This is a genomic window from Pseudomonas sp. EMN2 (genome assembly GCF_009650555.1).
In the GTDB taxonomy this organism is placed as follows: Bacteria; Pseudomonadota; Gammaproteobacteria; order Pseudomonadales; family Pseudomonadaceae; genus Aquipseudomonas; species Aquipseudomonas sichuanensis.
Genome location: NZ_VZZR01000048.1, coordinates 1 through 24,171 on the forward strand (window position 1 = coordinate 1; position 24,171 = coordinate 24,171).

Annotated in this window: 20 protein-coding genes and 2 pseudogenes; 16 read left to right on the plus strand and 6 right to left on the minus strand. The window is 64.3% G+C overall.

Annotated features, from left to right (window positions below):
- Positions 1 to 242 precede the first annotated feature (242 nt).
- The 8 genes from ctlX to F6X61_RS15340 all read left to right on the plus strand — a co-directional run bounded on the left by ctlX (position 243) and on the right by F6X61_RS15340 (position 11,002).
- On the plus strand, positions 243 to 1,160 hold the full coding sequence (gene ctlX / locus F6X61_RS15305; RefSeq protein WP_153787326.1) for a citrulline utilization hydrolase CtlX: 918 nt from the start codon (positions 243 to 245) through the stop codon (positions 1,158 to 1,160).
- Between the two features lie 18 nt (positions 1,161 to 1,178).
- Complete coding sequence (locus F6X61_RS15310) at positions 1,179 to 2,231, plus strand: ornithine cyclodeaminase (protein ID WP_153787327.1); 1,053 nt, start codon at positions 1,179 to 1,181, stop codon at positions 2,229 to 2,231.
- Between the two features lie 228 nt (positions 2,232 to 2,459).
- The gene (locus F6X61_RS15315; RefSeq protein ID WP_153787328.1) at positions 2,460 to 3,242 is read left to right on the plus strand and encodes an ABC transporter substrate-binding protein; all 783 of its coding nucleotides are present in this window, start codon (positions 2,460 to 2,462) and stop codon (positions 3,240 to 3,242) included.
- A gap of 97 nt (positions 3,243 to 3,339) precedes the next feature.
- On the plus strand, positions 3,340 to 4,047 hold the full coding sequence (locus tag F6X61_RS15320) for an ABC transporter permease (protein ID WP_153787329.1): 708 nt from the start codon (positions 3,340 to 3,342) through the stop codon (positions 4,045 to 4,047).
- Positions 4,044 to 4,757, plus strand: a complete 714-nt coding sequence (gene hisM, locus F6X61_RS15325; RefSeq protein WP_153787330.1) for a histidine ABC transporter permease HisM — start codon at positions 4,044 to 4,046, stop codon at positions 4,755 to 4,757. Before F6X61_RS15320 ends, hisM begins: the two co-directional genes overlap by 4 nt.
- A 4-nt stretch (positions 4,758 to 4,761) precedes the next feature.
- Entirely contained in the window at positions 4,762 to 5,574 is an 813-nt protein-coding gene (locus F6X61_RS15330) for an ABC transporter ATP-binding protein (RefSeq protein ID WP_256671371.1), read from the plus strand.
- Positions 5,575 to 5,587: 13 nt separating this feature from the next.
- Positions 5,588 to 6,079: an Lrp/AsnC family transcriptional regulator gene (locus tag F6X61_RS15335; RefSeq protein WP_153787331.1), complete on the plus strand. Its 492-nt coding sequence runs from the start codon at positions 5,588 to 5,590 to the stop codon at positions 6,077 to 6,079.
- Between the two features lie 93 nt (positions 6,080 to 6,172).
- Positions 6,173 to 11,002, plus strand: coding sequence for a dermonecrotic toxin domain-containing protein (locus tag F6X61_RS15340; RefSeq protein ID WP_153787332.1), 4,830 nt, complete (start codon positions 6,173 to 6,175; stop codon positions 11,000 to 11,002).
- A 48-nt stretch (positions 11,003 to 11,050) separates the two neighbouring features.
- Here F6X61_RS15340 and F6X61_RS15345 read toward each other — a convergent pair whose 3' ends face one another.
- The 3 genes and pseudogenes from F6X61_RS15345 to F6X61_RS27640 all read right to left on the minus strand — a co-directional run.
- Positions 11,051 to 12,733, minus strand: coding sequence for a bifunctional diguanylate cyclase/phosphodiesterase (locus tag F6X61_RS15345; protein ID WP_153787333.1), 1,683 nt, complete (start codon positions 12,731 to 12,733; stop codon positions 11,051 to 11,053).
- 12 nt (positions 12,734 to 12,745) lie between these two features.
- Entirely contained in the window at positions 12,746 to 13,855 is a 1,110-nt protein-coding gene (locus F6X61_RS15350) for a methyl-accepting chemotaxis protein (RefSeq protein ID WP_371923712.1), read from the minus strand.
- A gap of 174 nt (positions 13,856 to 14,029) precedes the next feature.
- Positions 14,030 to 14,380: pseudogene (locus F6X61_RS27640) on the minus strand (PAS domain-containing protein); the annotation flags it as partial.
- A gap of 206 nt (positions 14,381 to 14,586) precedes the next feature.
- On the opposite strand from F6X61_RS27640, the gene F6X61_RS15355 reads away from it, so the two are divergent.
- The 5 genes from F6X61_RS15355 (at position 14,587) to F6X61_RS15375 (ending at position 19,054) form a co-directional block, all read left to right on the plus strand.
- Positions 14,587 to 14,901: a helix-turn-helix domain-containing protein gene (locus F6X61_RS15355; RefSeq protein ID WP_153787335.1), complete on the plus strand. Its 315-nt coding sequence runs from the start codon at positions 14,587 to 14,589 to the stop codon at positions 14,899 to 14,901.
- A gap of 209 nt (positions 14,902 to 15,110) precedes the next feature.
- Positions 15,111 to 16,421: a C4-dicarboxylate transporter DctA gene (locus F6X61_RS15360; RefSeq protein WP_110994375.1), complete on the plus strand. Its 1,311-nt coding sequence runs from the start codon at positions 15,111 to 15,113 to the stop codon at positions 16,419 to 16,421.
- A gap of 70 nt (positions 16,422 to 16,491) precedes the next feature.
- A complete protein-coding gene (locus F6X61_RS15365) occupies positions 16,492 to 17,193 on the plus strand; it encodes a FadR/GntR family transcriptional regulator (protein ID WP_153787336.1) in 702 nt (233 codons plus the stop codon).
- Between the two features lie 15 nt (positions 17,194 to 17,208).
- Positions 17,209 to 17,898 (plus strand): GntR family transcriptional regulator, encoded by a 690-nt coding sequence (locus F6X61_RS15370; protein WP_153787337.1) that lies wholly within the window; start codon positions 17,209 to 17,211, stop codon positions 17,896 to 17,898.
- Between the two features lie 121 nt (positions 17,899 to 18,019).
- Entirely contained in the window at positions 18,020 to 19,054 is a 1,035-nt protein-coding gene (locus F6X61_RS15375) for a hypothetical protein (RefSeq protein WP_256671370.1), read from the plus strand.
- A 46-nt stretch (positions 19,055 to 19,100) separates the two neighbouring features.
- Here the strand turns inward: F6X61_RS15375 and F6X61_RS15380 are convergent, their stop codons facing one another.
- Positions 19,101 to 19,535 carry a PACE efflux transporter gene (locus F6X61_RS15380; RefSeq protein ID WP_153787338.1) on the minus strand — a complete coding sequence of 145 codons (435 nt, stop codon included), beginning with the start codon at positions 19,533 to 19,535 and terminating at the stop codon, positions 19,101 to 19,103.
- Between the two features lie 102 nt (positions 19,536 to 19,637).
- Between F6X61_RS15380 and F6X61_RS15385 the strand changes: the two genes are divergently transcribed.
- From F6X61_RS15385 to F6X61_RS27650, 3 genes and pseudogenes are all read left to right on the plus strand, one after another.
- The gene (locus F6X61_RS15385) at positions 19,638 to 20,516 is read left to right on the plus strand and encodes a LysR family transcriptional regulator (RefSeq protein ID WP_153787339.1); all 879 of its coding nucleotides are present in this window, start codon (positions 19,638 to 19,640) and stop codon (positions 20,514 to 20,516) included.
- Between the two features lie 150 nt (positions 20,517 to 20,666).
- Positions 20,667 to 21,698, plus strand: a pseudogene (locus tag F6X61_RS27645) (cache domain-containing protein); the annotation flags it as partial.
- Positions 21,699 to 21,812: 114 nt separating this feature from the next.
- Complete coding sequence (locus F6X61_RS27650) at positions 21,813 to 22,553, plus strand: methyl-accepting chemotaxis protein (RefSeq protein ID WP_371923713.1); 741 nt, start codon at positions 21,813 to 21,815, stop codon at positions 22,551 to 22,553.
- A gap of 537 nt (positions 22,554 to 23,090) precedes the next feature.
- Here F6X61_RS27650 and F6X61_RS15395 read toward each other — a convergent pair.
- Positions 23,091 to 23,378, minus strand: a complete 288-nt coding sequence (locus tag F6X61_RS15395; protein WP_153787340.1) for a hypothetical protein — start codon at positions 23,376 to 23,378, stop codon at positions 23,091 to 23,093.
- The gene (locus F6X61_RS15400) at positions 23,375 to 24,091 is read right to left on the minus strand and encodes a DUF4225 domain-containing protein (protein ID WP_153787341.1); all 717 of its coding nucleotides are present in this window, start codon (positions 24,089 to 24,091) and stop codon (positions 23,375 to 23,377) included. The genes F6X61_RS15395 and F6X61_RS15400 overlap by 4 nt, the downstream gene beginning before the upstream one ends.
- Positions 24,092 to 24,171 lie beyond the last annotated feature (80 nt).

Sequence of the window (24,171 nt, forward strand, 5' to 3'; positions counted from 1 at the left end):
AAACTGAACGGCCTGAGCCCTGTCGAGTACAGGGCCCAGGCCGCCAGCTAATCTGTCCAACTTTTTGGGGGCAGTCCAGACCGTGGGAGCGGGCTTGCCCCGCGATAGAGCCAGCACAACAGATTCCGCTGCCAAACCCGCCATTTCAGCTGAACCCGCCGCCCACCCCGCGCGCTTCAGCCGGGATTTCGCCCTGATCCGCCCGACAATAGTCACACAGCCCACCCGTGGATGCGTGCCCAATGCAAACAACAAATACCGTCCTCATGATTCGCCCGGCGCGGTTCGCCTTCAACCCGGACACCGCCGTCAACAACCGCTTCCAGCAGGCCCCACTGGACCCTGACACCGCCAGCGCCAAGGCCCTGGAAGAGTTCGACGGCTACGTCGCCAGCCTGCGCCAGCACGGCGTCGAGGTGCTGGTGGTGCAGGACACCCCCGAGCCGCACACGCCCGACTCGATCTTCCCCAACAACTGGTGGAGCAGCCACGCCGACGGCAGCCTGGTGCTCTACCCGATGGAAGGCCAGAACCGCCGTCTGGAGCGCAGCAAGGGCGTGCTGCGGGCACTGGACGAACGTTTCACCATCAAACAGACCGTCGATCTGAGCCCGCTGGAACAGCAGAATCTGTTCCTCGAAGGCACCGGCAGCATGGTCCTGGATCGCGAACACCGCATCAGCTATGCCTGCCACTCCGGCCGCACCCACGAACAGGCCCTGCGCCAGTTCGCCGAACAGCTCGACTACCGCCTGTGCCTGTTCCACGCCGTCGACCGCCAGCACGCGCCGATCTACCACAGCAACGTGATGATGAACGTCGGTCGCCAGCTCGCCGTGGTGTGCCTCGACGCCCTGCCCCACGCCGGCGAGCGCCAGGCCCTGGAACACTCGCTGCGCGACACCGGCAAGCAGGTGCTGGCGCTCAACCACGACCAGCTGGAGAACTTCGCCGGCAACATGCTCGAAGTGCATGACCGCGACGGTCGCTCGCTGCTGGTGATGTCGCGCAGCGCCTGGCGCTCGCTGGACGCCGGCCAGCGCAGCCAGGTCGAGCGCCACAGCCACCCGCTGGTAGTGAACATCGACCATATCGAACGCATCGGGGGCGGCAGCGCGCGCTGCATGCTCGCCGAAGTCCACCTGCCCTCGCGCCACTGACCTCAAAGGAGATTCACCATGACCCGCTATATCGACGTGCAAGACCTCGCCCGCCTGGTCAACCGCAAGGGCCTGCCCACCTGCCTGGAAGAAATGGCCGAGTACATCCGCCAGGACTACCTGCGCTGGCACGACTTCGAAAAATGCCCACGCCTGGCCAACCACTCGCCGGACGGGGTGATCGAGCTGATGCCGGTGTCCGACGCCAGCCTGTACGCCTTCAAGTACGTCAACGGTCACCCCAAGAACACCCACGACGGCCTGCTCACGGTGATGGCCTTCGGCGCCCTGGGTGACGTCGATACCGGCGCGCCGGTGCTGCTCAGCGAGATGACCCTGACCACCGCGATCCGCACCGCCGCCACCTCCGCCCTGGCCGCCCGCTATCTGGCGCGCAAGGACAGCAAGCGCATGGCGCTGATCGGCAACGGCTCGCAAAGCGAGTTCCAGGCCATCGCCTTCCACACCCTGCTGGGCATCGAGGAGATTCGCCTGTTCGACATCGACCGCGCGGCCTCGGAAAAACTCGCGGCCAACCTGGCCGGCTACCCACAGCTGAAACTGACCATCGCCGCCAGCGTGGCCGATGCGGTGCGCGGCAGCGACATCGTCACCACGGTCACCGCCGACAAGGCCTACGCCACCATCCTCACCCCTGAAATGATCGAGCCTGGCATGCACCTGAACGCCGTGGGCGGTGACTGCCCGGGCAAGACCGAGCTGCACCGCGAGATCGTCGAGCGGGCCCGGGTGATCGTCGAGTACGAACCGCAGAGCCGCATCGAAGGCGAAATCCAGCAGATGCCGGCCGATTCGCCGACCACCGAGTTCTGGCAGGTGGTCGAAGGGATCGCGGCCGGGCGCGAGAGCGCCGAGCAGGTGACCCTGTTCGACTCGGTCGGTTTTGCCATCGAGGACTACTCGGCGCTGCGTTACGTGCTGGATGTGGCCAAGGCGCTGGACATTGGCCATGACATCAATCTGGTGCCGGAGCTGGCCAATCCTAAGGATCTGTTTGCCCTGCTGCAGCCGGCGGCGGTTGAACGCAAGGCCAGCGCTGCCCCGCGATGACAGAAACCGCTGTCGCACTTCCATAAATCCTTGTCGCAACAGCCGATTCGGCTGCAACAAGGCACTCAACAGCCGAATCCGGCCCCGTGCGCGCAGGCAAACGACACAAAAAACCGCTCTACCTCGCGCATTCTGACCGCGACCAACGAGTCACCCACAAGAACAGTTACAGAGCTTCACGCTTGCACTGCCCCTACTTCCAATAACAACACCCAGGGACCTACACCTATGCTCACCCTACGAAAACGCCTCGGCGTGCTGCTGTTCTCGTTGTGCGCCACCACCGTTACCCAGGCCAAGGAGTGGACCGAGATCCGCTTTGGCGTCTACCCCGAGTACCCGCCCTTCGAATCCGTCGCCGCCGATGGCAGCCTGCAAGGCTTCGACATCGAGCTTGGCAACGCCATCTGCGAAAAGCTCCAGGTCAAGTGCACCTGGGTGCACAACGAATTCGACGGCATGATTCCCGCCCTGCGGGCGCGCAAGTTCGACGCCATCATGTCGTCGATGGCCGTCACCCCGGCACGCCAGAAACAGATCGATTTCACCAACCGCCTGTTCCTCAGCCCCACCTCGGTGATCGTGCGCAAGTCGGCAGGCTTCGGCGATACCGTCGAATCGCTCAAGGGCAAGCAGGTCGGCGTGCTGCAAGGCTCGTTGCAGGAAGCCTATGCCCGCGCCGTGCTGGCACCGCTGGGCGCCCAGGTCAAGGCCTACCAGGCCCAGGACCAGAACTACGCCGACCTGATGAATGGCCGTCTCGACGCCACTGTCACCGACAAGCTCGAAGCCCAGCTCAACTTCCTCTCCAAGCCCGAAGGCGCCGACTTCAAGAGCGGCCCGGCGATCAAGGACCCGTCCTTGCCGCTGGACATCGCCATGGGCCTGCGCAAGACCGACCCGGAGCTCAAGGCCCTGCTCGATAAAGGCATCGCCATGATCCACGCCGATGGCACCTATGCCGCGATCCAGAAGAAGTACGTCGGCGAGCTGGACATCTACAACGAGTGACCTACAGCGCTGATCGCGGGGCAAGCCCGCTCCCACGAGCTCACCACTGCGTGGGAGCGGGCTTGCCCCGCGATGGCCTCCCCGCGAGATCCCTGTCATGAACGACTTCCTCTCCCACGGCCTGCAGGGCTTCGGCCCGTTGCTGGCCCAGGGCACCTGGATGACCCTCAAGCTGGCCCTGCTGTCGCTGGCCGTCAGCCTGCTGCTGGGCCTGGTCGGTGCCAGCGCCAAGCTGTCACGCTCCAGACTGCTGCGCATCCCGGCCACCCTCTATACCACGCTGATCCGCAGCGTCCCCGACCTGGTGCTGATCCTGCTGATCTTCTACAGCATGCAGATCTGGCTCAACGACCTGACCGAGGCCCTGGGCTGGGACTACGTGGAAATCGACCCGTTCGGCGCCGGGGTGATCACCCTGGGCTTCATCTACGGCGCGTACTTCACCGAGAACTTCCGCGGCGCCATCCTCAGCGTGCCGGCCGGCCAGCTGGAAGCCGCCACCGCCTATGGCCTGAGCCGCGCGCAGCGGTTTTGGCTGGTGCTGTTCCCGCAACTGATGCGCTTCGCCCTGCCGGGGCTGGGCAACAACTGGCTGGTGCTGCTCAAGTCCACCGCGCTGGTGTCGATCATTGGCCTGGCCGATCTGGTCAAGGCCGCGCAGAACGCCGGCAAGACCACCAATGACGTGCTGTTCTTCCTGTGCATCGCCGGGCTGGTCTACCTGGTCATCACCACCTTGTCCAACCAGCTGCTCAAACGCCTGGAGCGGCGCTACAACATCGGCATCAAGGAGCTGGCGCGATGATCGAACTCCTTCAGCAATACGGCCCGGCTTACCTGTACAACGATGGCAGCGGGATTTCCGGGCTGACCATGACCCTGTGGCTGTTCGTGGTCAGCATGCTGCTGGGCCTGCTGCTCTCGCTGCCGCTGGCCCTGGCGCGCACCTCGCACCATGCCTGGCTGCGCCTGCCGGTGCAGCTGTACACCTTCGTGTTCCGCGGCACGCCGCTCTATATCCAGCTGCTGATCTGCTACACCGGCCTCTACAGCCTGCAGGTGGTGCGCGAGCACATGCTGCTCGACCAGTTCTTCCGCAACGCGCTCAACTGCACGCTGCTGGCCTTCGTGCTCAACACCTGCGCCTACACCGTGGAGATCTTCGCCGGGGCCATCCGCAACCTGCCCGCCGGCGAGCTGGAGGCGGCACAGGCCTATGGCCTGCGTGGCTGGAAGCTCAACCTGTTCCTGGTGCTACCGGCAGCCCTGCGCCGTTCGCTGCCGGCCTACAGCAACGAGCTGATCCTGATGCTGCACGCCACCTCCCTGGCCTTCACCGCCACCGTCGCCGACATCCTCAAGGTGGCCCGCGACGCCAACGCCGCGACCTTCCTGACCTTCCAGGCCTTCGGCGTGGCCGCCTTGCTGTACATGCTGCTGTCCTTCGCCCTGGTCGGCCTGTTCCGACTGGCTGAACGCCGCTGGATGCGCTTCCTTGACCCTGCCCGAGGCTGACCCGATGACCGCTACCGCACTGCCACTCACCCACTTCGCCCAGGCCCCAGGCAGCCATGCCCAGGCCGGCGCCATCAAGCTCAGCGTCGACGGCCTGCACAAGCACTACGGCGAGCACCAGGTGCTCAAGGGCGTATCGCTGCAGGCCCGAAAGGGCGACGTGATCAGCCTGATCGGCGCCAGCGGCTCGGGCAAGAGCACCTTCCTGCGCTGCATCAACTTCCTCGAACAGCCCAACGCCGGCAGCATCACCCTCGACGGCCAGACCCTCGACCTGAGCAAGGGCACCCCGCCAGCGGCCCAGCTGCAGAACCTGCGCACACGCCTGGCCATGGTGTTCCAGCACTTCAACCTGTGGAGCCACCTGACGGTGCTGGAGAACATCTGCCTGGCGCCGCGCAAGGTGCTGGGCATCAGCGCCAGCGAAGCCGAAGCACGGGCGCGCAAGTACCTGGACAAGGTCGGCCTGCCGGCACGCGCCGCCGAGCAGTACCCGGCGTTTCTGTCAGGCGGCCAGCAGCAGCGCGTGGCCATCGCCCGCGCCTTGGCCATGGAGCCGGAAATCATCCTGTTCGACGAGCCCACCTCGGCGCTCGACCCCGAGCTGGTCGGCGAAGTGCTCAAGGTGATACAGACGCTCGCCGAGGAAGGACGTACCATGCTCATGGTCACCCACGAAATGGGCTTCGCCCGCCAGGTCTCGAGCCAGGTGCTGTTCCTGCACCAGGGCCTGGTCGAAGAGCACGGCAGCGCCGAAATCCTCGACCAGCCACAGAGCGAGCGCCTGCGGCAGTTCCTCTCCAATCGCCTCAAGTGAAGTCACGCCGTATATGGATACCAAGGCCACAACTCCCGCCGCCGCACCGCTGGACCGCATCGATGAGGCCATCATCGACGTGCTGCGCCACCATGGACGGATCACCTACGAGAAACTTTCCACCCTCGTGCACCTGACCCCCAGGCCCTGCCTGGAACGGGTGCGCAAGCTGGAGCGGCGCGGGGTGATCCGCGGCTATGGGGCGATCATCGATCTGCAGCAGGTCTCCCCGGGCCTGTCGCTGCTGGTGCTGGTGGCCTTGTCCAACCAGAGTGGGCGCTCGGCCCAGCGCGCCTTCGAAGCCACCGTGCGGGCCTGCCCGCAGGTGTACGAATGCCAGCTGATCAGCGGCCACTTCGACTACAGCCTGCGCATGCGCTGCCGCGACATGGAGCACTACCGGGTGCTGACCGAGACCTGGATGAACAACGACGAGCTGCACATCGACAAGCTGGTGGCTCATCCGGAGCTCGCTTCGGTCAAGAGCACCGCCCCACAGGTCTAGACCGATTCACCGTCGGCCGGGTACCAGATATGTAACCCGGCCGCCCGGCCTTTGATGATTAATCTCGCGGCTCCCTTTCACGGAGCCGCATCAATGACCCAATCCCCGCTTTCCCCTCACCTCGCCTTCATTCACCAACGCCTGCCCACATGGGCCTCGGCAGCAAGCGCCGACGACCTTCGCAGCCTCAAGCGACGAATCCAGGCCAGCCATACGGCGATGCGCCGCCTCAAGCGCGCGCTGGAGCCGATACAGGATATCGAAGCATTCTGCCGCCCCCTGCTGGAGCAAGCATTGCCGCGCTGGTTCGCGAGCCAGGCGCTGCCTGGACTGGATGAAGGCCGCGTGTGGGTCGACGGCAACGAGCACACCTGGCTGGAAGCGGCCTTGCAGAACTTCGACGAGGGCGCAAGGATCAGCCTGTTCGACACTGCCAGCGGTCTGGACAAACGCCCCGCCGAGCAGGCTGCGACGTTCGTCAGCGGTGTACGCAATCTTGATCTTGGCCAACGCTATCGCTATCACCTGGCCGACCACATCGATACCGACAGCTTCCGTGAACTGCTGCGCCAGCAGGCGCTCGCCGCGTTTGCCGCACACGCCCTGCAGGCCAGGCTGCAGGGTCACCTGGATGCACACGGCAGCCAGCTGGCCGAACGGCTGCTTGCCGAGCAGGCAGGCGCCGCCCTGCCTCTGAGTTGCGGCTACCTGAGCCTGTTCGGCCTGCCCTTGAACGGGCCACTGCTGATGCGCCTGGAAACCAAGGTCGACGCGGACGAAGCCCAGATGTGCGTGCTGTACCTGCCAGGCCATCCTCACCAGCCCCTGCGCCAGTACCCCTCGGCACAAGCCATGACCCGGGCGCTGAGCCGGATGCTCTGGCAGCAGGAGGAACGCGAGTTCTTCAGCCGCTACATCAGCCTGGCGGAGCGACCGCAGTTCGCCGCCCGGTTACGCGCGGTCCTGTATCCCCGCTATCCCTATGCCGAACTACACCCGACGCCGCCGGTACTGGAAAAGGGCGATCGCTTCAGCTGGCTCAAACGTGCCTTCCCGGCGCCCACCGACCTCTGGCAGGAAACCCTCGACAAGAACGCCCGACTGGAGCTGGTATTCACGCCCTGGGCAAAAGACGCCTTCACCGAGCATGCGCGGGTCGAGGTCGAACGACGCCTGCAGGACGCCGCCACCCTGGCGGTACCTGTCGCCCAACGTGATGCCGCAGCATTGCTGGCTCACCTGCAGAGCTGGCTGGCCGCCGGACTGAACTTGCTCAATGTGGCCGCCTCTTTCGTGCCTGGGTTGGGTGAAGTAATGCTGGTGATCGGTGGCGCGCAGCTGGTCGACGAATTCATCGAGGGCGTACACGCCGCCAATGAAGATGATGCCGATGCCGCCATCGGTCACTTGTTCAACGTGATCACCAACCTCGCACAAGTCGCGGTGTTGGGCGCGGCCTCTCGGTTCATTGAGCCCCAAGGCATCCTGCATGCCTGGCAGCAGGTCGGCGCCGATGGCGCGCAGAAGCTCTGGCACGGCGAGCTGGCCGCCTTTTCCCGTCCCCGCCCCTGGCCCCCGGGAGGAGCCGCAAACGCCCAGGGCCTGCACGTCTGGCAGGGAAAACAGTGGCTGGAGCGCGACGGCCTGGCGCTGCCCCTGACTCAGGACGAAGACGGTACCCTGCGCCTGGCCCCCGCCGAAGGCCACAACCATCGACCAGCGCTGCTGGGCAATGGCCAGGGCACCTGGCTGCTGGAGCACGACCGCCCCCTGGCCTGGGATGCCGACACCCTGCTCAGGCACGTGGGGCCGCAAACCGATGGGCTGGCCACCGCCACGTTGGCCAAGGCCTTGCGCTGCAGCGGCTACGATGCCGCGGCCATGCGCCGGATCCTCGTCGACCACCGGCCCGTGCCGGCCCTGATGCGCGACAGCCTGGAAGCACTCGGCGCAACGCCCATGGCAGCAACACCCGCGCAACCGCTGGAAGCCGCCCTTGCTCGCGACTTCCCCGCGCTCAGCGCTGGATGCCGCGAAGAGATCCTCGCCCAGGCCAGCCCGGCTGACCTCACCCGGTTGCAGCAGACGGGTCGGCTACCGTTGAGGATGGCTGAAACGGCACGCCTGTATCTGCGCGAGAGCCGTATTACCAAGGCCCTGGCGCGCTTCCATCAACACACCGGCAATGCCACGGACAGGGACGCACTGGCACTCGCCGCGCTCGAGCGACTGCCAGGCTGGTCCGACACGGTGCGTGTCGAGTTGCATGCCCCCCATGCCAAAGGTGACTTGTTGAGCGCCGCTGGCAAGCCGGGCAACCCCACCAAGGTCCTGGTGCGCACGAACGAGGGCTACAAGCCCTACGACGAGAAGGGCCTGGAGCTGGGCGGGTACGACGACCTGTACCGGTCCCTGTTGCGTGCCTTGCCCGACCAGGCGCGTGACGCCATCGGCCTGGACATCCACGATGGTGCGCAGTTGCGCGACAGGCTCTTCGAACTGGCGGCCAGCGACCGTCGCCGTGCCGCAAGGGACCTGGGCATGGCCTCGGTTCGCCCGATGTACCGCCTGCCAACCCGACTGCCCGGCGAGCGACGCATCGGCTATGTGCTCAGTGGCCGCGGCCAGGGCGCGTTGAACGACGACGAACTGTTCGACCAACTTTACCCAGCCACGCCGGAGGGTGACCGTGAAATGCTGCGCCAGCGCCTGCGCCACCAGGCCGGGCCACTGCCGGGCGCGTTCGCGCGCCTGCTGCAGACCCTGCAGGCAGAGTACCGCCAGCTCGATGCGGCGTTGCAGCGCTGGGTGCATGCACCGGAAGGCTTGCTGATCGGCGCCATCGAGCAGCAACGCGCGCTGCGCGAAACGGCCGCCCAACGCATTCGAAGCGCCTGGCGGCGAGAAAGCGCCCAGGGCCCTCATGACAACCTCGACGACATCAACCTGGTGATCGAAGGGGCCGGGTTGGACAGCCTGCCTACCCTCCCGGTGCGCCTGCCCCACGTCCGCCTGCTGAGCATCAATGGACTCGACGCCATCGACATGAGCGGCCTGAATTCCTTCCTCGGCGCGTTTCCTCGTCTGCGACTGCTGGACCTGGCGGAAAACAACCTCGGGCACTTGCCCCAAGCCCTCGCCGAGATGGGCGAACTGCAAAGGCTGGATGTGTCGGAAAACAACTTCGATCTGAACGATGAAGCCAACCTGGGGCTGCTCGCCGGCATGACACACCTGCAACGCCTCAACCTCACCGACGGTATTCGCGGCCTGTCGGTAGCCACGCTCGAACGCCTGTCGACGTTGCCGTCATTGGCCTGGTTCCAGGCCGACCTCAACGAACTGGTGATGACCGCCGAACACTTCCAGGCCCTGCATCGCTGGCCAGCCTTGCGCGGGCTGAGCCTGGGGCAGAACGCGATCGTGCTCGACGAGGCAGCACGTACTGCACTTGCCGGTCTCGATCGCCTGCAGATGCTGGTGCTCTATGAAAACCCCCTGGGCTTGGCCCCCGACCTTACTGGCTGGACGCATCTGCAGCAGTTGGACCTGGAATTGACCACTATCAACCAATGGCCAATGGGGCTCGAGGCCCTGATGAACCAGGAGCCGCTGGCGCTGCGCCACCTGGACCTGAGCACCAACGAACTGATTGATGCACCCGACCTGCTGCACACGGCCTACGCTCGCGCAGTACGCGAACGCCACCCGGGCATCGCCTACGCCTTCAATGGCAACCCCTTCAGCGACACAGCCCTTGGCAACCTCAGCGACGCAGGCTTCACGGTCACCGCCCCGATCGGCCAAGGCCACCTGTGGGCGGCCGACTGGCCCGAAGAACTTCAGTTGCATATCAACAGCACTGCCCAAGACCCGCAGTGGCGACCACTCTACGACCTGCTGCAACGGCTGCCCGACACCCTGGACTTCCAGAGCGCGCCCACCACCATGACCCAGCGCATGCAGCGCGTGTTGCAACTGCTGGCGATGGACGAAGCCGGCGCCGTCGAGGGCGGCTGGGGACGGGCGCAGGTCCAGCAGCAGATCATCGACCTGCTCAACGATGCTACCGAGGAGTGCGTGGACCAGGCCATCCTGCTGTTCCAGGAAGTCGAGACCGAAGTGACGTTGTGGCAGATGGTCAACCTTGCCGCAGCGGATGGCGCCGACGAACAGGTCGCGGTGCAAAGCATCCTGGGCCTGCTGCGCCAACGCGTGCTGGACGAGCGCATCGGTGCCCTTTACCAGGCCCGCAGGGCCAGGCGTACCGCGCTTCGGGCCGACGGTCATGACTCAGCCAGTGACACGGCCCCGGCCCTTCACCCTGACGATGACATCAGCGACCAGGAACTGACCAGCGACCACCCCGACGAGCTGGAAATGGCGCTGCTTGCGCGCATCCGACTCAGGGAGCGGCTGGGCTTGCCGGCACAGCCGCAGCTCATGCGCTTCCCAATGCTGGCGCACCTGAACGAAGCGACCCTGCAACGCCTGGGCGATGCCGTGCTGGCGGGCACCGACGCCTCGTCCCTGATCGACTGGGCCGTCCACCAGCGCTTCTGGCAGAGCTGGGTGCGGCGCTTGCGCCCACTAGCCTGGGAAACGCTGCAGGCTCGCTGGGAAGGCGCTTCCCACTACTTCGACTCGCTCAGCGAAGCCTCGGACACCGCTGGCGTCTATACCGGCCCCGCGGTGCCGCCGGCCTACATCGATGCCCTGGAGGGAGAACTGGGCGCTGTGCCCGGCCTGCACTGGCGCATCGACGGCGCTGTCCAACGCGTCGACCTGGTGTCCGCGCGCTACCCGAACGAAGGTGCGCTCTACCAGCGCGCCGCCGAGCTGTTGCTCAGCGCCCGCCAAGTCGATGAGAGTGCCTTGCTGAGCGAGTTGACCGAGGTCATGGTCAACGTCTACCACCCGTGACCTGACGGGCGTGGCACGCACCTGCGCGTGCCACGCCCATGGCGAGGGTTACCGCCACTGCTCTGGGTGCTGGTACCCTGCCACCCATTGCACCACTCCTTGCGCAGGCATCGGCCGGGCGATGCAGTAGCCCTGCCCCAGCTCGCAACCCAGCCCCATCAGCACCTGCCCATGCTCCACGCTCTCCACCCCTTCGGCGATCACGGTGCGGTCAAATGCCCTTGCCAGGCCGATCACCGCAGTGGTCAGCGCCAGGTCGTCATGATCATGAAGGATGTCGCGCACGAAGGACTTGTCGATCTTGATGGTCTGCGCCGGCAGGCGCTTGAGGTAGCTCAGCGAAGAAAAGCCGGTACCGAAGTCATCCAGCGAAAAGCTGACCCCGAGCGCGCGGCAGGCGTCGAGGCAGCGGCCCACGCGGGCCAGGTTATCGATCGCCACCGACTCGACGATTTCCAGGTCGAGCCGCGCAGGCGGTACTCCAGGATGACGCGCCAGCAACTGGGCCAGGCGCTCGGCAAAGTCACCGCGCTGCAACTGCCGGGCGGCGATATTGACGCTGACGGACCAGTCATATCCGCCCAAGCGCCACTGCTGCAATTGGCTCAGGGCCTGGTCGATGACCCATTCGCCCAACTCGACGATCAGGTCGGTCTGCTCCACCAGCGGCAGGAAATCCCCGGGGGGCACCGGCCCTTTCGAGGGATGCAGCCAGCGCAGCAGCGCCTCGAAACCCATCACCTGGCCACTGCGCATGTTCACCTTGGGCTGGTAGTACAAGCACAACTCACCTTCACGCAAGGCCCGACGCACCCGCGCCACGGTCTGGTGGGTGGCCTTGAGCTCCTGCTCCTGGGACACATCGAACAGGTGATAGCGGTTGCGCCCGCGCTGCTTGGCCACATACATGGCTTGGTCGGCGTGGCGCACCAGGGTGTCGGTGTCTTCGTCGTCCTGGGGGTACAGGGTCACGCCGATGCTGGCGCTGAGGGTCAATGAATGCTCACGGACCGAATAGGGCGCGGCCAGCGCCTGCAGCACCCGCTGCAACGCCGCCTGCAACTGCTGCGGCCCCTGGACGTAACGCAGGATCAGCACGAACTCGTCACCGGACAGGCGCGCCACCGCATCGCCGCCACGCAGGATGCCCTGCAGCCGCTTGGCGACTTGCACCAGCAACAGGTCGCCGACGGCATGGCCGTAACCATCGTTGACCGCCTTGAAGCCGTCCAGATCAAGCATGCACACCGCCAGCGGCACATCCTCGCGCCGGGAAAACGCCAACGCCTGGTTGAGCAGGTCGGACAGGTAGGCGCGGTTCGGCAGGCCGGTCAGCACGTCATGACCGACCCGCCACTGCAGTGTGTGCAGCAGCTGGCGCTTCTCGGTGACGTCGAAACGGATCGACACGTATTTGCGTACCCTGCCGGTGTGCGGGTCGATCAGCGGCACCATGGTGCTGTCGACCCAGTACAGCGATCCGTCCTTGGCCCGGTTGCATATCTCGCCCTTCCACACCCGGCCGGCCGCCAGGGCGCGCCACATGTCGAGGAAGAAGCTCGGCTCATGCAGGCCGGAATTGAGGATGCGGTGGTTGGCCCCCAGCAGCTCCTCGCGGCTGTAGCCGGAAATGCTGCAGAACTGCTGGTTGACGTAAGTGATCCGGCCACGCAGGTCGGTCTCGGAAAAGATCGCAGCCGCATCCACGGCTGCGCGATAGTTGTCATCCATAACCTTGGCAACCTAGCGGTTGAAGCGCTCCACCAGGGCGCGCAATCCGGCGCACACCTGTTCCAGTTCGGCACCTCGCGAAGCGGCGGCGTTGGCGTGACGAGCACTTTGCACCACCGTGCCGGCCACCCCGTTGATCTGCCGCGAGACATCCTCGGCCACTGCCGACTGTTCCTGTGAAGCCGCCGCCATCTGCTGGCTCATGTCACTGATGCGCGACACAGCCTGGCGGATGCCCTGCAAGGCCTGTTGGGCCAGGGCGACCTGGGTCACGCCCTGGCCTGCGCCGTCGATGCCCTGGCTGGCGATGTTCACCGCCTGCTCGGCACCGCTGCGCAGAGTGTCGATGATCGCCTGGATATGCAGGGTGGACTGGCGGGTCTTGTCGGCCAGCGCGCGCACCTCGTCGGCCACCACCGCAAAGCCACGCCCCTGTTCGCCGGCGCGGGCCGCCTCGATGGCGGCATTGAGCGCCAGCAGGTTGGTCTGCTCGGCGATGGCGCGGATCATCCCGGCGGCTTCGGCGATGGCACCGGTCTGACCGGCCAGGTCGTTGACCGCCTGGTTGATCTGCCCAACCGTGTCGGCCAACCCGCGAATGGCCGCGCCCGTCGCATCGGCGACCTGGCTGCCCTGCTCGGCCAGCAGGTGCGCGGTGTGCGCCTCTTGTGCCGTCAATTGCACATGGCCGGCCACTTCGCCAATGGAGGCGGCCATCTCGGTCATGGCCGTGGCAGTGAGGTCGGTTTCGGCGCGCTGTTCGAGCAGCGCCAACTCGGTACCGCGCGACAAGCGCCCGGCATCCTGCGCGGCATCGGCCATCTGTGCGGCAAGGTCGCTGAGGCGGGTCAGCGCGGTTTTCAGGCGTGCCTCTTCGCTGATCAGGATCAGCTCCAGCTGCCCGGCGGCACCGGCCTGGTCGCTGTAGGTCAACGCCACCAGCGGGTCGCTGAAGGTGTTGCCGGCGCCCTTGGCGATTCCCTGCAGATACCGACGCATGCGGCTCTGGGCCCAGATGCCGACACCGGCGAACAACGCCAGGGTCAGCCCCTGGGCCGGCAGGCCCGGCCACAGCTGGTTGGCACCGATGGCCAGCGCGCCGGCGAGCAATGGCACGGCCATGGCACGCTGCAGCAACGCCAGGCGCCGGGCGGGCGACAAGGCTGCCTTGCCCGCCCGCAACCGGGCATACAGCGCCTCGGCCCGGGCTACCTGCTCACGGCTGGGGCGCACGCGCACCGATTCGTAGCCGACCACCCGGCCGTTCTCCAGAATCGGCGTGACGTAGGCACTGACCCAGTAGAAATTGCCGTTCTTGCAGCGGTTCTTGACGATACCCATCCAGCTCTGGCCGGCCTTGAGGTATTGCCACATCAGCTCGAACACCGCCTCGGGCATGTCGGGGTGGCGCACCAGGTTGTGCGGGCTGCCGATCAGCTCGGCCTGGCTGTAGCCGCTGACGGCGGCAAACTCAGCGTTGCAGTAGGTGATCAGGCTGGCCGTGTCGGTGGCCGAAATCAGCCGCTGGTGTTCGGGGAAACTTTGCTCGACCGGGTTGACCGGGAGGTTCAGACGCACGATGCAACTCCATTCGCGAACGGCCCGACGAGCGACCAGACAGGATGTCGGGGCATCGGAACGGTTCATCCTGGATCAGCTCAAAGTAACCAACAGCAGCGTGTCGCGGTCCGAAAGGGCCCGTTTCCCCCTGGATGGATACTTGAATGACTGATCAGTCAAAGCTGGCGATTCTACGAATTCCATCACACTTTGCAAATAAAGGTGATGAATCATGGCGTTGCACTAAGCGGATAGATATCGTTAAGTGCTTGATTCTAAATGGGAATTGAGCGATGACGAGTTCTGGCCTCGGTCCTGCCCTGCGCCGCTACCGCAAACTGGCGGGCTTCACGCAAGCGCAACTGGGCGAACTGACCGGTTTCGACCCCAAGACCATAAGCCGCTTCGAAACCGGCACTTACACCCCCAGCATCGAGGCCTTGACCGGCTTTGCCGATGTCCTGGGGGTGAGACTTAAAACCTTCTTCGCCGAGCCGGACGACGAAGAAGAGCAGCGCGCCTACCTCTTCCGTGCCATCCACAGAGCGCCCCCCAAGGACCTGGGCAAACTGATCGTCGCTATCGATCAGGTCCTCGCAAAATCCTGAAATCCACACGCGCACCACAGCAGAGCAGACCGTCGGTCAACGCACCACAACTGGTCTGACCGGTAAGGCCGAAAAATCTTGCAATAAGGCAAATTTAGGCGTTACATGACCCTCGCAGTGAACAAACCGGTAAGACCACAATAATTAAGTCCTGCACTCTTTCGCTCCGTGTGGCTGGGGGGCAAGGACACCGACCCGAGATACCTCCCATGCTCAAATGGTGTTCGCGTTCGATCTTCCTCCAGGTTGTGCTCGGCCTCGCCCTAGGCGTTGCCTGTGGCCTGAGCTTCCCCGACCTGTCCCTGCAACTCAAACCCCTGGGTGACGGCTTCATCAAGCTGATCAAGATGCTCATCGGCCTGATCGTGTTCTGCGTGGTGGTCAGCGGTATTTCCGGCGCCGGCGACCTGAAGAAGGTCGGGCGCATCGGCCTCAAATCGGTCATCTATTTCGAAGTGCTGACCACCCTGGCCCTGGTGATCGGCCTGGTATTCGCCTTTACCAGCGGCATCGGCAGCGGCGCCAACATCCACCTCGACCAGCTCTCCAGTGCCGACGCCGGCGCCCTGGCCGACCGTGGCGCGCATATCCACAGCACCACTACCTTCCTGATGGACCTGATTCCCACCTCGGTGGTGGGCGCCTTCGCCGACAACAACATCCTCCAGGTGCTGTTGTTCTCGGTGCTGTTCGGCAGCGCCCTGAACCTGGTGGGTGAGTCGGCCTCGGGCATCTCGCGGCTGATCAACGAGCTGAGCCACGTGATCTTCCGCATCATGGGCATGATCGTGCGCCTGGCACCGATCGGTGTGTTCGGTGCCATCGCCTTCACCACCAGCAAATATGGCCTGAGCTCGCTGCAGCACCTGGGCGGTCTGGTAGCGCTGTTCTACCTGACCTGCGCCGGCTTCGTGCTGATCGTGCTGGGTACCGTGATGCGCCTGTCGGGCCTGCGCCTGCTGCCCTTCATCAAATACCTGCGTGAAGAACTGAGCATCGTGCTCGGCACCGCCTCCTCCGATGCGGTGCTGCCACAGGTGATGCGCAAGCTCGAGCACTTGGGTATAGGCAGCTCCACCGTCGGCCTGGTGATCCCCACCGGCTACTCGTTCAACCTCGACGGCTTCTCCATCTACCTGACCCTGGCCATCGTGTTCATCGCCAACGCCACCGGCACGCCGCTGGCCATGAGCGACCTGCTGACCATCCTGTTGGTGTCGCTGGTGACTTCCAAGGGGGCCCACGGCATCCCAGGCTCGGCGTTGGTGATTCTCGCCGCCACCCTTACAGCAGTGCCGGCGATCCCAGTGGTGGGCCTGGTACTGGTGCTGGCGGTGGACTGGTTCATGGGCATCGGCCGGGCGCTGACCAACCTCATCGGCAACTGCGTCGCCACCGTGGCCATCGCCCGCTGGGAGAAGGACATCGACCTGGACCGCGCCCACAACGTGCTGGCCAACAAGCCTGGCTTCGCTCACGCCCCCCGCAAGCAGGGCCAACCCCATCAACAGGAATTCTAAGCCTGAACCGGCCGGCGCCCAGCGCCGGCCGGGCAAACGCAAAAATGCAGCGCCTCTCAAGGAGCGAACCGTGATCAGCTCTTCAACCGTAGTCACATCCGTGGTGGAGAAACTCCGCCAGGCCCTGGCCCGAGGCCAGTGGCGCAGCGGCGACATGCTGCCCGGCCAGCGCGAGCTGGCCGAGCAGCTGGGGATCAGCCGCCCCAGCCTGCGCGAAGCCGTCATCGTGCTGGAAACCCTGGGCCTGGTGCGCTCGATGCCCGGCAAGGGCGTACTGGTGCTGGACGCCGACGCCGCGCAGGCGCAAAGCCCGGAGGCCGTTGCCGCCGCCAGCCTGGCCGACGTGCTGGAACTGCGCTACACCCTCGAACCCTTCATCGCCGGGCTGGTGGCGCAATCGGCCGGCAGCCAGGACATTGGCCAGCTGCGCCTGAACCTCATGGACATGCGCGAAGCCCTCGACGCCGGTGACAGCGAAGCGGGCGTCAACGCCTACATCGCCTTCCACGAGGCGCTGTTCGCCCTGACCACCAACCCGATCTTCCAGAGCGTGGTGCAGCAGACCGGCAATGCCCTCAAAGAGAGCGCCGAGATGCTGCGCAAATCGCCCGAACACCTGGCCGCGCGCCTGAGCGAAAACGAAGCGGTGGTGCGTGCCATCCGCGAACGCAACAGCGCCCTGGCCAGCCTGCAGATGCGCCGGCACATCCTCGCCGAGGGCGAGCGCATGGGCATCGCCCTGAACATCCCGGACGAACACCCAGGCACCTGAAACAGGAGAGCGACCATGACCACCTGCGCCCAAGCCGCCCCGTACCTGCCTGCCCTGCTGGGTGCCGGCGAAACCCGCCTGTCGGCGGAGCAGATCTACCCCCGGCTGTTCGACGCCATTCTCGAACAGCGCCTGCCACCGGGCAGCGCCTTGCCCGAGCAGGCCCTGGGCAACGCCTTCGGAGTCAGCCGCACGGTGATCCGCCGGGTGCTCGGGCGCCTGTCCGACCAGCAGGTGATCGTGCAGCGCCCCAGCCACACCGCGCACCTGGCCGCCCCCGACCCCGAGCAGGCGCGCCAGGTGCTCAGCGCCCGGCGCCTGGCCGAGACCACGCTGATCGGCCTGGCCACCCAGCGCGCGCGCCCGGCGCAGATCCGCCAGCTGCGCCAGCTGGTCGAACGCGAACGCCAGCACCATGAGCAAGGCGAACGCTGCACGGCGATCCGCCTGGGTGGCGAATTCCACATGAAGCTGGCGCAGATGGCCGCCAACGCACCGCTGGCGCGGTTTCTCAACGGTCTGGTGCCGATGACCTCGCTGATCATCGCCCGCTATGAGTCACCCTGCTGCGAGCACTGCGCCTGGCAGGAGCACGCGGCGATCATCGATGCGGTGGAGAGCGGTGACAGCGGCGCGGCGCTGGCGTTGATGCATGAGCATCTGGACCACCTGGAAGCCAAGCTCGACCTGGATCAGTTGGGTTGAAGGCAGCGCCCTCATCACGGGGCAAGCCCGCTCCCACGGGAGATTGCATGCTCCGCGATACAGCCGACACACCTATACTCGGATAACCATCCCCGGCTTCTTTTGCACAGAGGCAACCGGCGTGAAATCACTTCCCCTGATTTTCCCGCTCTGCCTCCTGCTGGCCCTCACCGGCTGCGCCGGCAAACACCCCCCTGCCCCGCCGCCACCGCAAAACCTGCCACCCGCTGTCTGGCAACGCATCGACCAGGACATCATCGAAGCCTCCGCCGCCGCCGCAGGTTCGGCCAACGACTACGCCCGACGCTCGATGCGGGTGTGGAAGGAACAGGTGCAGCAACGCACCGAAAACGACTTCATCCCCTGGTTCACCGGCTACTGGACCCAGCAATGGCTCACCCTCAAGGTGGCCTGGTACAAGATGAACAACGGCAATGGCAACGAGCCGCCCGAAAAGCGCCTGGGCCTGTACCTGCAGGAGCAGTACCACCAGCGGGTGATCGACCCGGTGGCCGAACAGATCAACCCCGAAGGTATCCGCGACCGCGCCAGCGAGTTGTATCTGCAGCTGCTGGGCCAGCAGCTGCCGGCGATCATCCAGCGCTACAACGCACCACCCGAGCAGTTCAGCCAGCGCCTTAACCGTATCCCCGCCATCGCCCTCGGCCCGCCAGATGCGCGCAACGCCACGCTCTATCAGTTGCTTCGAGCCAAGTCGCTGGAGCAGCAGCCGGCCTGGCAGTCACTGCGCCAGCAGCTGCATCAACAGGCCTCCAAGGCACCGGGGCAGACCGATGCAGGGCTGTCGTCGGTGGCCACCCAGGCCAGCGAGAAACTCGGCGCCAGCCTCGCCCCGCGCGGGGCGGCCAGCGCCATCGCCGCCGCGGTGGGCAAGGCGGCGGGGGCCATGATCTCGGTGGTGGTGACCGGCTACGGCATGCTCTCCCACGACCGCGAGCAGCCGCAGATGATCGAGCAGTTGCGGGTGATCCTCAACGTGGCGCTGAACGAGGAATGGCAGGAATTGATGGAGAACCGCCAGAGCGGGGCCATGGCGGGGGTTTACTACCTGTCCGGGCAGGTGGAAGACAGCCTGCTCGCCAACCGGGTGCCACTGCAGGAGCAGGCGCCGCTTTTGATTCGCTTGCCGCCTTGAGTGGGTCGGTTGTGAGTAGCGGCCTCATCGCCGGCAAGCCGGATCTTCAGGCCGGCGCTGGCGCCATGGCCGAAGTCGGCAAGCCGAAGATCCGATCGAACGCCCAGTTGTAGGCGAAGGTGTAGCACGGCACCAGGATGATGAACGCCAGATCCACCACCAGCGCTTCCAGCAAGGTCATATCCAGCCACCAGGCGATCAACGGGATCAGGTACACCACCAGGGTCAGCTGGAAGCCGATGGCATGCGCCACCCGCCGGGCCAGACTGCGCCCGCGTGTGGCCTGGCGGCTCTCCCACCACTCGAACAGGCTGTTGTAAATCAAGTTCCAGGCCATGGCGATGGTGGTAATCATCACCGCCAGCGGGCCAGTATGCGAGGCCTGAGTGTCGGACAGGTAGGCCAGGCCCAGGGTCGACATGCACAGGCCGATCAATTCATAGAAAGTCACGTAGACCAGTTTGCGTTTGAGTCCTTGCACGGGATTACCTTTACCGCTGAAATGTCGAAGGTGGGCAAGAATGATTCAACGAGCTTGACAGAAAAAGTCAGCACCTTTCAGATTTACTGAAAGGAGACTGCCATGAACTTTTCCAGCGATACCATCCTGCTGTTCCTCGCCGTGCTCGATCACGGTTCTTTTTCCGCCGCAGCCCGTGCGCTTGGGCGCGTTCCATCAGCTGTGAGCATGGCCATCGGCAACCTTGAAGCCGAACTGGGCTACAACCTGTTCGAGCGTGGCTCGCGAGAGGCGCGCCCCACCGCCCAGGCCCAGGCCTTGGAGCCCCACGCGCGGCTGATCGCTGAGCAACTGGGGCTTCTGAGCGTGCACGCCCTGGAGCTGTCGCGCGGGTTGGAAAGCAGCCTGGCCATTGCGGTAGTCCCGGACATCGACCAGCGCCCGCTGCTCGCGGCCATCGCCCGCCTGGGCGAGCGCTATCCGCTGCTGGATATCGAACTGCTGGCCGCGCCACAGGAAGACGCCCTGCAGCTGCTCGACAGCGCCAGGGTCAGCCTGTGCCTGGCCTTTGCCGGGCTGCAGGTCGACCCACGGCGCAGCTTCCAGCACATCGCCATGGAATCGCTGGTGGCTACCCTGTCACCGCAACACCCTGCCTATGTCGAGGGCCGCATCCGTGACCTCGAAGACCTGGTGCAGCTGCGCCAGATCCTGGTGCGCAGCCGCGACCTGCCGCTGGCCGACCCACGTTCGCTGATCGGTACCTCGCACTGGCGCACCGACAGCCTCGACCTGGCCGTGCAGATGGTCGAAGCGGGCCTGGGCTGGGGCGACCTGCCGTTGTCGCGGGTCGCCCCGCTGATCAAGGCCGGGCGCCTGGTACGCCTGGACTTTCGCAATACCCGCAACGCCCTGGAACTGCCGGTGCACGCGTTCTGGCTCAAGCAGCAGCCCATGGGCCAGGCGGCCAGGGCGCTGGTGGCGTTGCTGGCCGCGAAATGATTTGTGACCACTTGAGGGCATAGCGGCCAACCTCTGCGACATTTAGTCTTTCAACATTTTGCGCAAACGGCCGATACCTCGGGAACAGGCCCCGCCCCTCGTGCCACAAGCATGCGGCGCCCTCCCTTCCCAGAATCAAGGTCTCGAAACATGAACCTGAAATTCCGCCACAAGATCCTGCTCAGTGCCTGCGGCGTCGTCGTCCTGGCATTCGCGTTGTTCACCCTCTACAACGACTACCTGCAGCGCAATACCATCCGCCAGAACATCGAGTCATCAGTGCGCCAGGCCGGTCTGCAGACCGCCAGCAGCGTGCAGAACTGGATGAGCGGGCGCATCCTGGTGCTGGAAAACCTGGCCCAGGACATCGCCCAGCAAGGCGCCGGCAGCAACGTACCTGGGCTGGTCGACCAGCCGTCGTACACCAGCAACTTCCAGTTCACTTATTTCGGCCAGAACACCGGGCTGTTCACCCAGCGCCCTGACGCGAAGATGCCGGACGGCTACGACCCGCGTCAGCGCCCGTGGTACACCCAGGCAGTCAGCGCCAACCAGACCCTGCTGACGCCGCCCTACCAGGCGTCGGTCGGCGGCCTGGTGGTGACCATCGCCATCCCGGTCAAGGCGAAATCCAACGGCGAACTGCTGGGCGTGGTCGGCGGCGACCTGAGCCTGAACACCCTGGTCGAGATCATCAACGCCGTGGACTTCGGCGGCATCGGCCATGCGTTCCTGGTCGACCGCGATGGCCAGGTCATCGTCAGCCCGGACAAAGACCGGGTGATGAAGAACCTCAAGGACATCTACCCCGGCAGCCCGCTGCGCGTCGAACCCGGCATGCAGGACGTGAGCCTCGACGGCAAGGATCGCATCATCTCCTTCGCCCCGGTTCAAGGCTTGCCGTCGGCGCAGTGGTACATCGGCCTGTCGATCGACAAGGACAAGGCCTACGCCCCGCTGAGCCAGTTCCGCACCTCGGCAATCATCGCCATGCTCATCGCCGTCGCCGCAATCGCCGGCCTGCTCGGCCTGCTGATCCCGGTACTGATGCGCCCGCTGACCACCATGGGCCGTGCCATGCAGGACATCGCCGAAGGCGAAGGCGACCTGACCCGCCGCCTGGCCGTGGAAAACAAGGACGAATTCGGCGAACTGGCCACCGCCTTCAACCGTTTCGTCGAGCGGATCCATGCCTCGATCAGCGAAGTGTCCTCGGCCACCCGCCTGGTGCATGACCTGTCGGAAAAAGTCGTGGGCGCCTCCAACGCCTCGCTGAGCGGCTCGGAAGAGCAGAGCATGCGCACCAACAGCGTCGCCGCAGCGATCAACGAGCTGGGCGCCGCCACCCAGGAGATCGCCCGCAATGCCGCCGACGCCTCGCAACACGCCAGCGGCGCCAGCGAACAGGCCCACGGCGGCCGTGCGGTGGTGGAAGAAGCGATCAGCGCGATGACCGCCCTGTCGCTGCGCATCAGCGAATCCTGCGAGCAGATCGAAACGCTCAATGCCAGCACCGACGAGATCGGCAAGATCCTCGACGTGATCAAGGGCATCTCCCAGCAAACCAACCTGCTGGCGCTCAATGCCGCCATCGAGGCCGCCCGTGCCGGTGAGGCCGGCCGTGGCTTTGCCGTGGTCGCCGACGAAGTACGTAACCTGGCGCACCGCACCCAGGAATCGGCTGAAGAGATCCACCGCATGATCACCAGCCTGCAGGTGGGCTCGCGCGAAGCGGTGCACACCATGAACACCAGCCAGGTCTCCAGCGAAGAGACCGTGCAGGTGGCCAACCAGGCCGGTGAGCGCCTGGCCAGCGTGACCCAGCGCATCGGCGAGATCGACGGCATGAACCAGTCGGTGGCCACCGCCACCGAAGAGCAGACCGCCGTGGTCGAGAGCCTCAACCTGGACATCACCCAGATCAACGCCCTGAACCAGCAAGGGGTGGAGAACCTCAACGAAACCCTGCGCCACTGCGACGCCCTGAGCCAGCAGGCCGGGCGCCTGAAGCAACTGGTGGGCAGTTTCCGCATCTGATGTGATGCCTATCGCGGGTCAAGCCCGCTCCCACGTGTTTGTGGGGGCGGGCTTGACCTGCGATAGCACCCGCCCTGTGCTGGTTGCAGATTGTCACAACTCTGCTTGACCCGGCCTCAACGCTCGGGCGCCTTGCCCTACCTCTTTTATTAAGATGAGCTTATTCGTGAATTGGCCTGGGGCAATTTTTAGAGCCAACCTGAAAAAGGCTATATAAACCAAGCGTAAAACAAAATCATAGCAACACTTATAGTCGTCACGATATTTAGCTCCTGCCCAAACCCTTCACCATAGTCAAACGAATAATTAATCAAACCCGAACCCCCAATCAGCTTCAAATAAACAACCATCATCACTATGCTGAATAGCGTCATTATAGTTGCCAACGTTCCCCTGCGGAGCAAAAGCCTGGCAAAGAAAAGGGTGAACAAGACATCTAGACCAATGAAAAACAGCAAACCTGTCATAGTCACTTACTTTGCCCCCTACACATCACAATTGCGGCGAGCGCATTAGCTGCAGTCTCAGCCCACAAGACTATCTATAGCGTGAAGAAACAGACCAACCATGAAACATTACCATAACAAAAACCCCAACACTGACAAAAATCAAGTCACGAAAGAAATTATCTCCATGTTCGATTTTCACAAAAAACACGTCATCACTCTTTAAAAGCGTGATGTAGAAACCTCCCACCAGAACCGCATGAATATAGGCCAGCACCACAAGGAACACTCCACTTTTCACGGAGCAAAAATAGCGCCTGATCAGCAACGTAGTCGGCACATCTACGACGATGATCAGGAAAAACTCAAACACACTCATTTTTTGTATTCTTTATTAAACTGATATGCCGTAGCACCGGTTGTGGCTGTTTCTACAACACCCGCTGCCGTGCTCATCTGTCGTATCGCAGCCTCTTTATCAACGGAGTAATACTTGTAGAGCCTCCATGCATCCGCTTTAAGAACTGGCCGAAACAGAGCGCCCACCGACAGAGCCGCATCGCTGGCCAAGTAAGCTAACGTACCCTCCCGCTCGGTATACCCCAAAATCTTAGAGACTTCACGATAGCCTTTCTTAACCGGCCCCTCTATATCGTCACGACCTTCATACAACCCCCTGGCACTCTCATATATGTTATTCCCTCCATGCGCAATCATTGGAGCCCCCAAGGTTGCGCACAGCAACCCAAGCGACCCATAACAAATACCGGCACCGGTAATGACCTGACCTGCTCCGCCAACAACTCCAATCGCTTGCATAGCGATGCGTTCGGACTGAGCTTTCAGCCTATCTCTCTCATTCCTCAACTCAATGAGCGCATCCTCGGCACTGGATTTTCGATGGTACAGATCGTCCAAAACCCGCCGCGCGTAATAAGCCAACTCCCGATTGAACTGCATCCGCAACCGCCGATCGCTCAGGTATTTAGCACTGACCCCACAGCCATAGCTGATCAACCGAGACGCCGCCGCATTCACCTCCCAATACGCCTCATCCAGCCGCTCACCATATTCTTCGTCACGCTGGCTCATAGCTCCTCACCCCAGCTGGCGTACCCGGTGGTTCCGGCGGCGTGATGAATCCAGCTGATGGCCCGATAGCTGATAAGCAG

Bases quoted from the DNA above. Each gene is read 5' to 3' on its own strand.
- ctlX (WP_153787326.1), top strand. From the start codon at position 243: ATGCAAACAACAAATACCGTCCTCATGATTCGCCCGGCGCGGTTCGCC.
- F6X61_RS15310 (WP_153787327.1), top strand. From the start codon at position 1,179: ATGACCCGCTATATCGACGTGCAAGACCTCGCCCGCCTGGTCAACCGC.
- F6X61_RS15315 (WP_153787328.1), top strand. From the start codon at position 2,460: ATGCTCACCCTACGAAAACGCCTCGGCGTGCTGCTGTTCTCGTTGTGC.
- F6X61_RS15320 (WP_153787329.1), top strand. From the start codon at position 3,340: ATGAACGACTTCCTCTCCCACGGCCTGCAGGGCTTCGGCCCGTTGCTG.
- hisM (WP_153787330.1), top strand. From the start codon at position 4,044: ATGATCGAACTCCTTCAGCAATACGGCCCGGCTTACCTGTACAACGAT.
- F6X61_RS15330 (WP_256671371.1), top strand. From the start codon at position 4,762: ATGACCGCTACCGCACTGCCACTCACCCACTTCGCCCAGGCCCCAGGC.
- F6X61_RS15335 (WP_153787331.1), top strand. From the start codon at position 5,588: ATGGATACCAAGGCCACAACTCCCGCCGCCGCACCGCTGGACCGCATC.
- F6X61_RS15340 (WP_153787332.1), top strand. From the start codon at position 6,173: ATGACCCAATCCCCGCTTTCCCCTCACCTCGCCTTCATTCACCAACGC.
- F6X61_RS15345 (WP_153787333.1), bottom strand. From the start codon at position 12,733: ATGGATGACAACTATCGCGCAGCCGTGGATGCGGCTGCGATCTTTTCC.
- F6X61_RS15350 (WP_371923712.1), bottom strand. From the start codon at position 13,855: ATGGCCGTGCCATTGCTCGCCGGCGCGCTGGCCATCGGTGCCAACCAG.
- F6X61_RS15355 (WP_153787335.1), top strand. From the start codon at position 14,587: ATGACGAGTTCTGGCCTCGGTCCTGCCCTGCGCCGCTACCGCAAACTG.
- F6X61_RS15360 (WP_110994375.1), top strand. From the start codon at position 15,111: ATGCTCAAATGGTGTTCGCGTTCGATCTTCCTCCAGGTTGTGCTCGGC.
- F6X61_RS15370 (WP_153787337.1), top strand. From the start codon at position 17,209: ATGACCACCTGCGCCCAAGCCGCCCCGTACCTGCCTGCCCTGCTGGGT.
- F6X61_RS15385 (WP_153787339.1), top strand. From the start codon at position 19,638: ATGAACTTTTCCAGCGATACCATCCTGCTGTTCCTCGCCGTGCTCGAT.
- F6X61_RS27650 (WP_371923713.1), top strand. From the start codon at position 21,813: ATGCGCACCAACAGCGTCGCCGCAGCGATCAACGAGCTGGGCGCCGCC.
- F6X61_RS15395 (WP_153787340.1), bottom strand. From the start codon at position 23,378: ATGAGTGTGTTTGAGTTTTTCCTGATCATCGTCGTAGATGTGCCGACT.
- F6X61_RS15400 (WP_153787341.1), bottom strand. From the start codon at position 24,091: ATGAGCCAGCGTGACGAAGAATATGGTGAGCGGCTGGATGAGGCGTAT.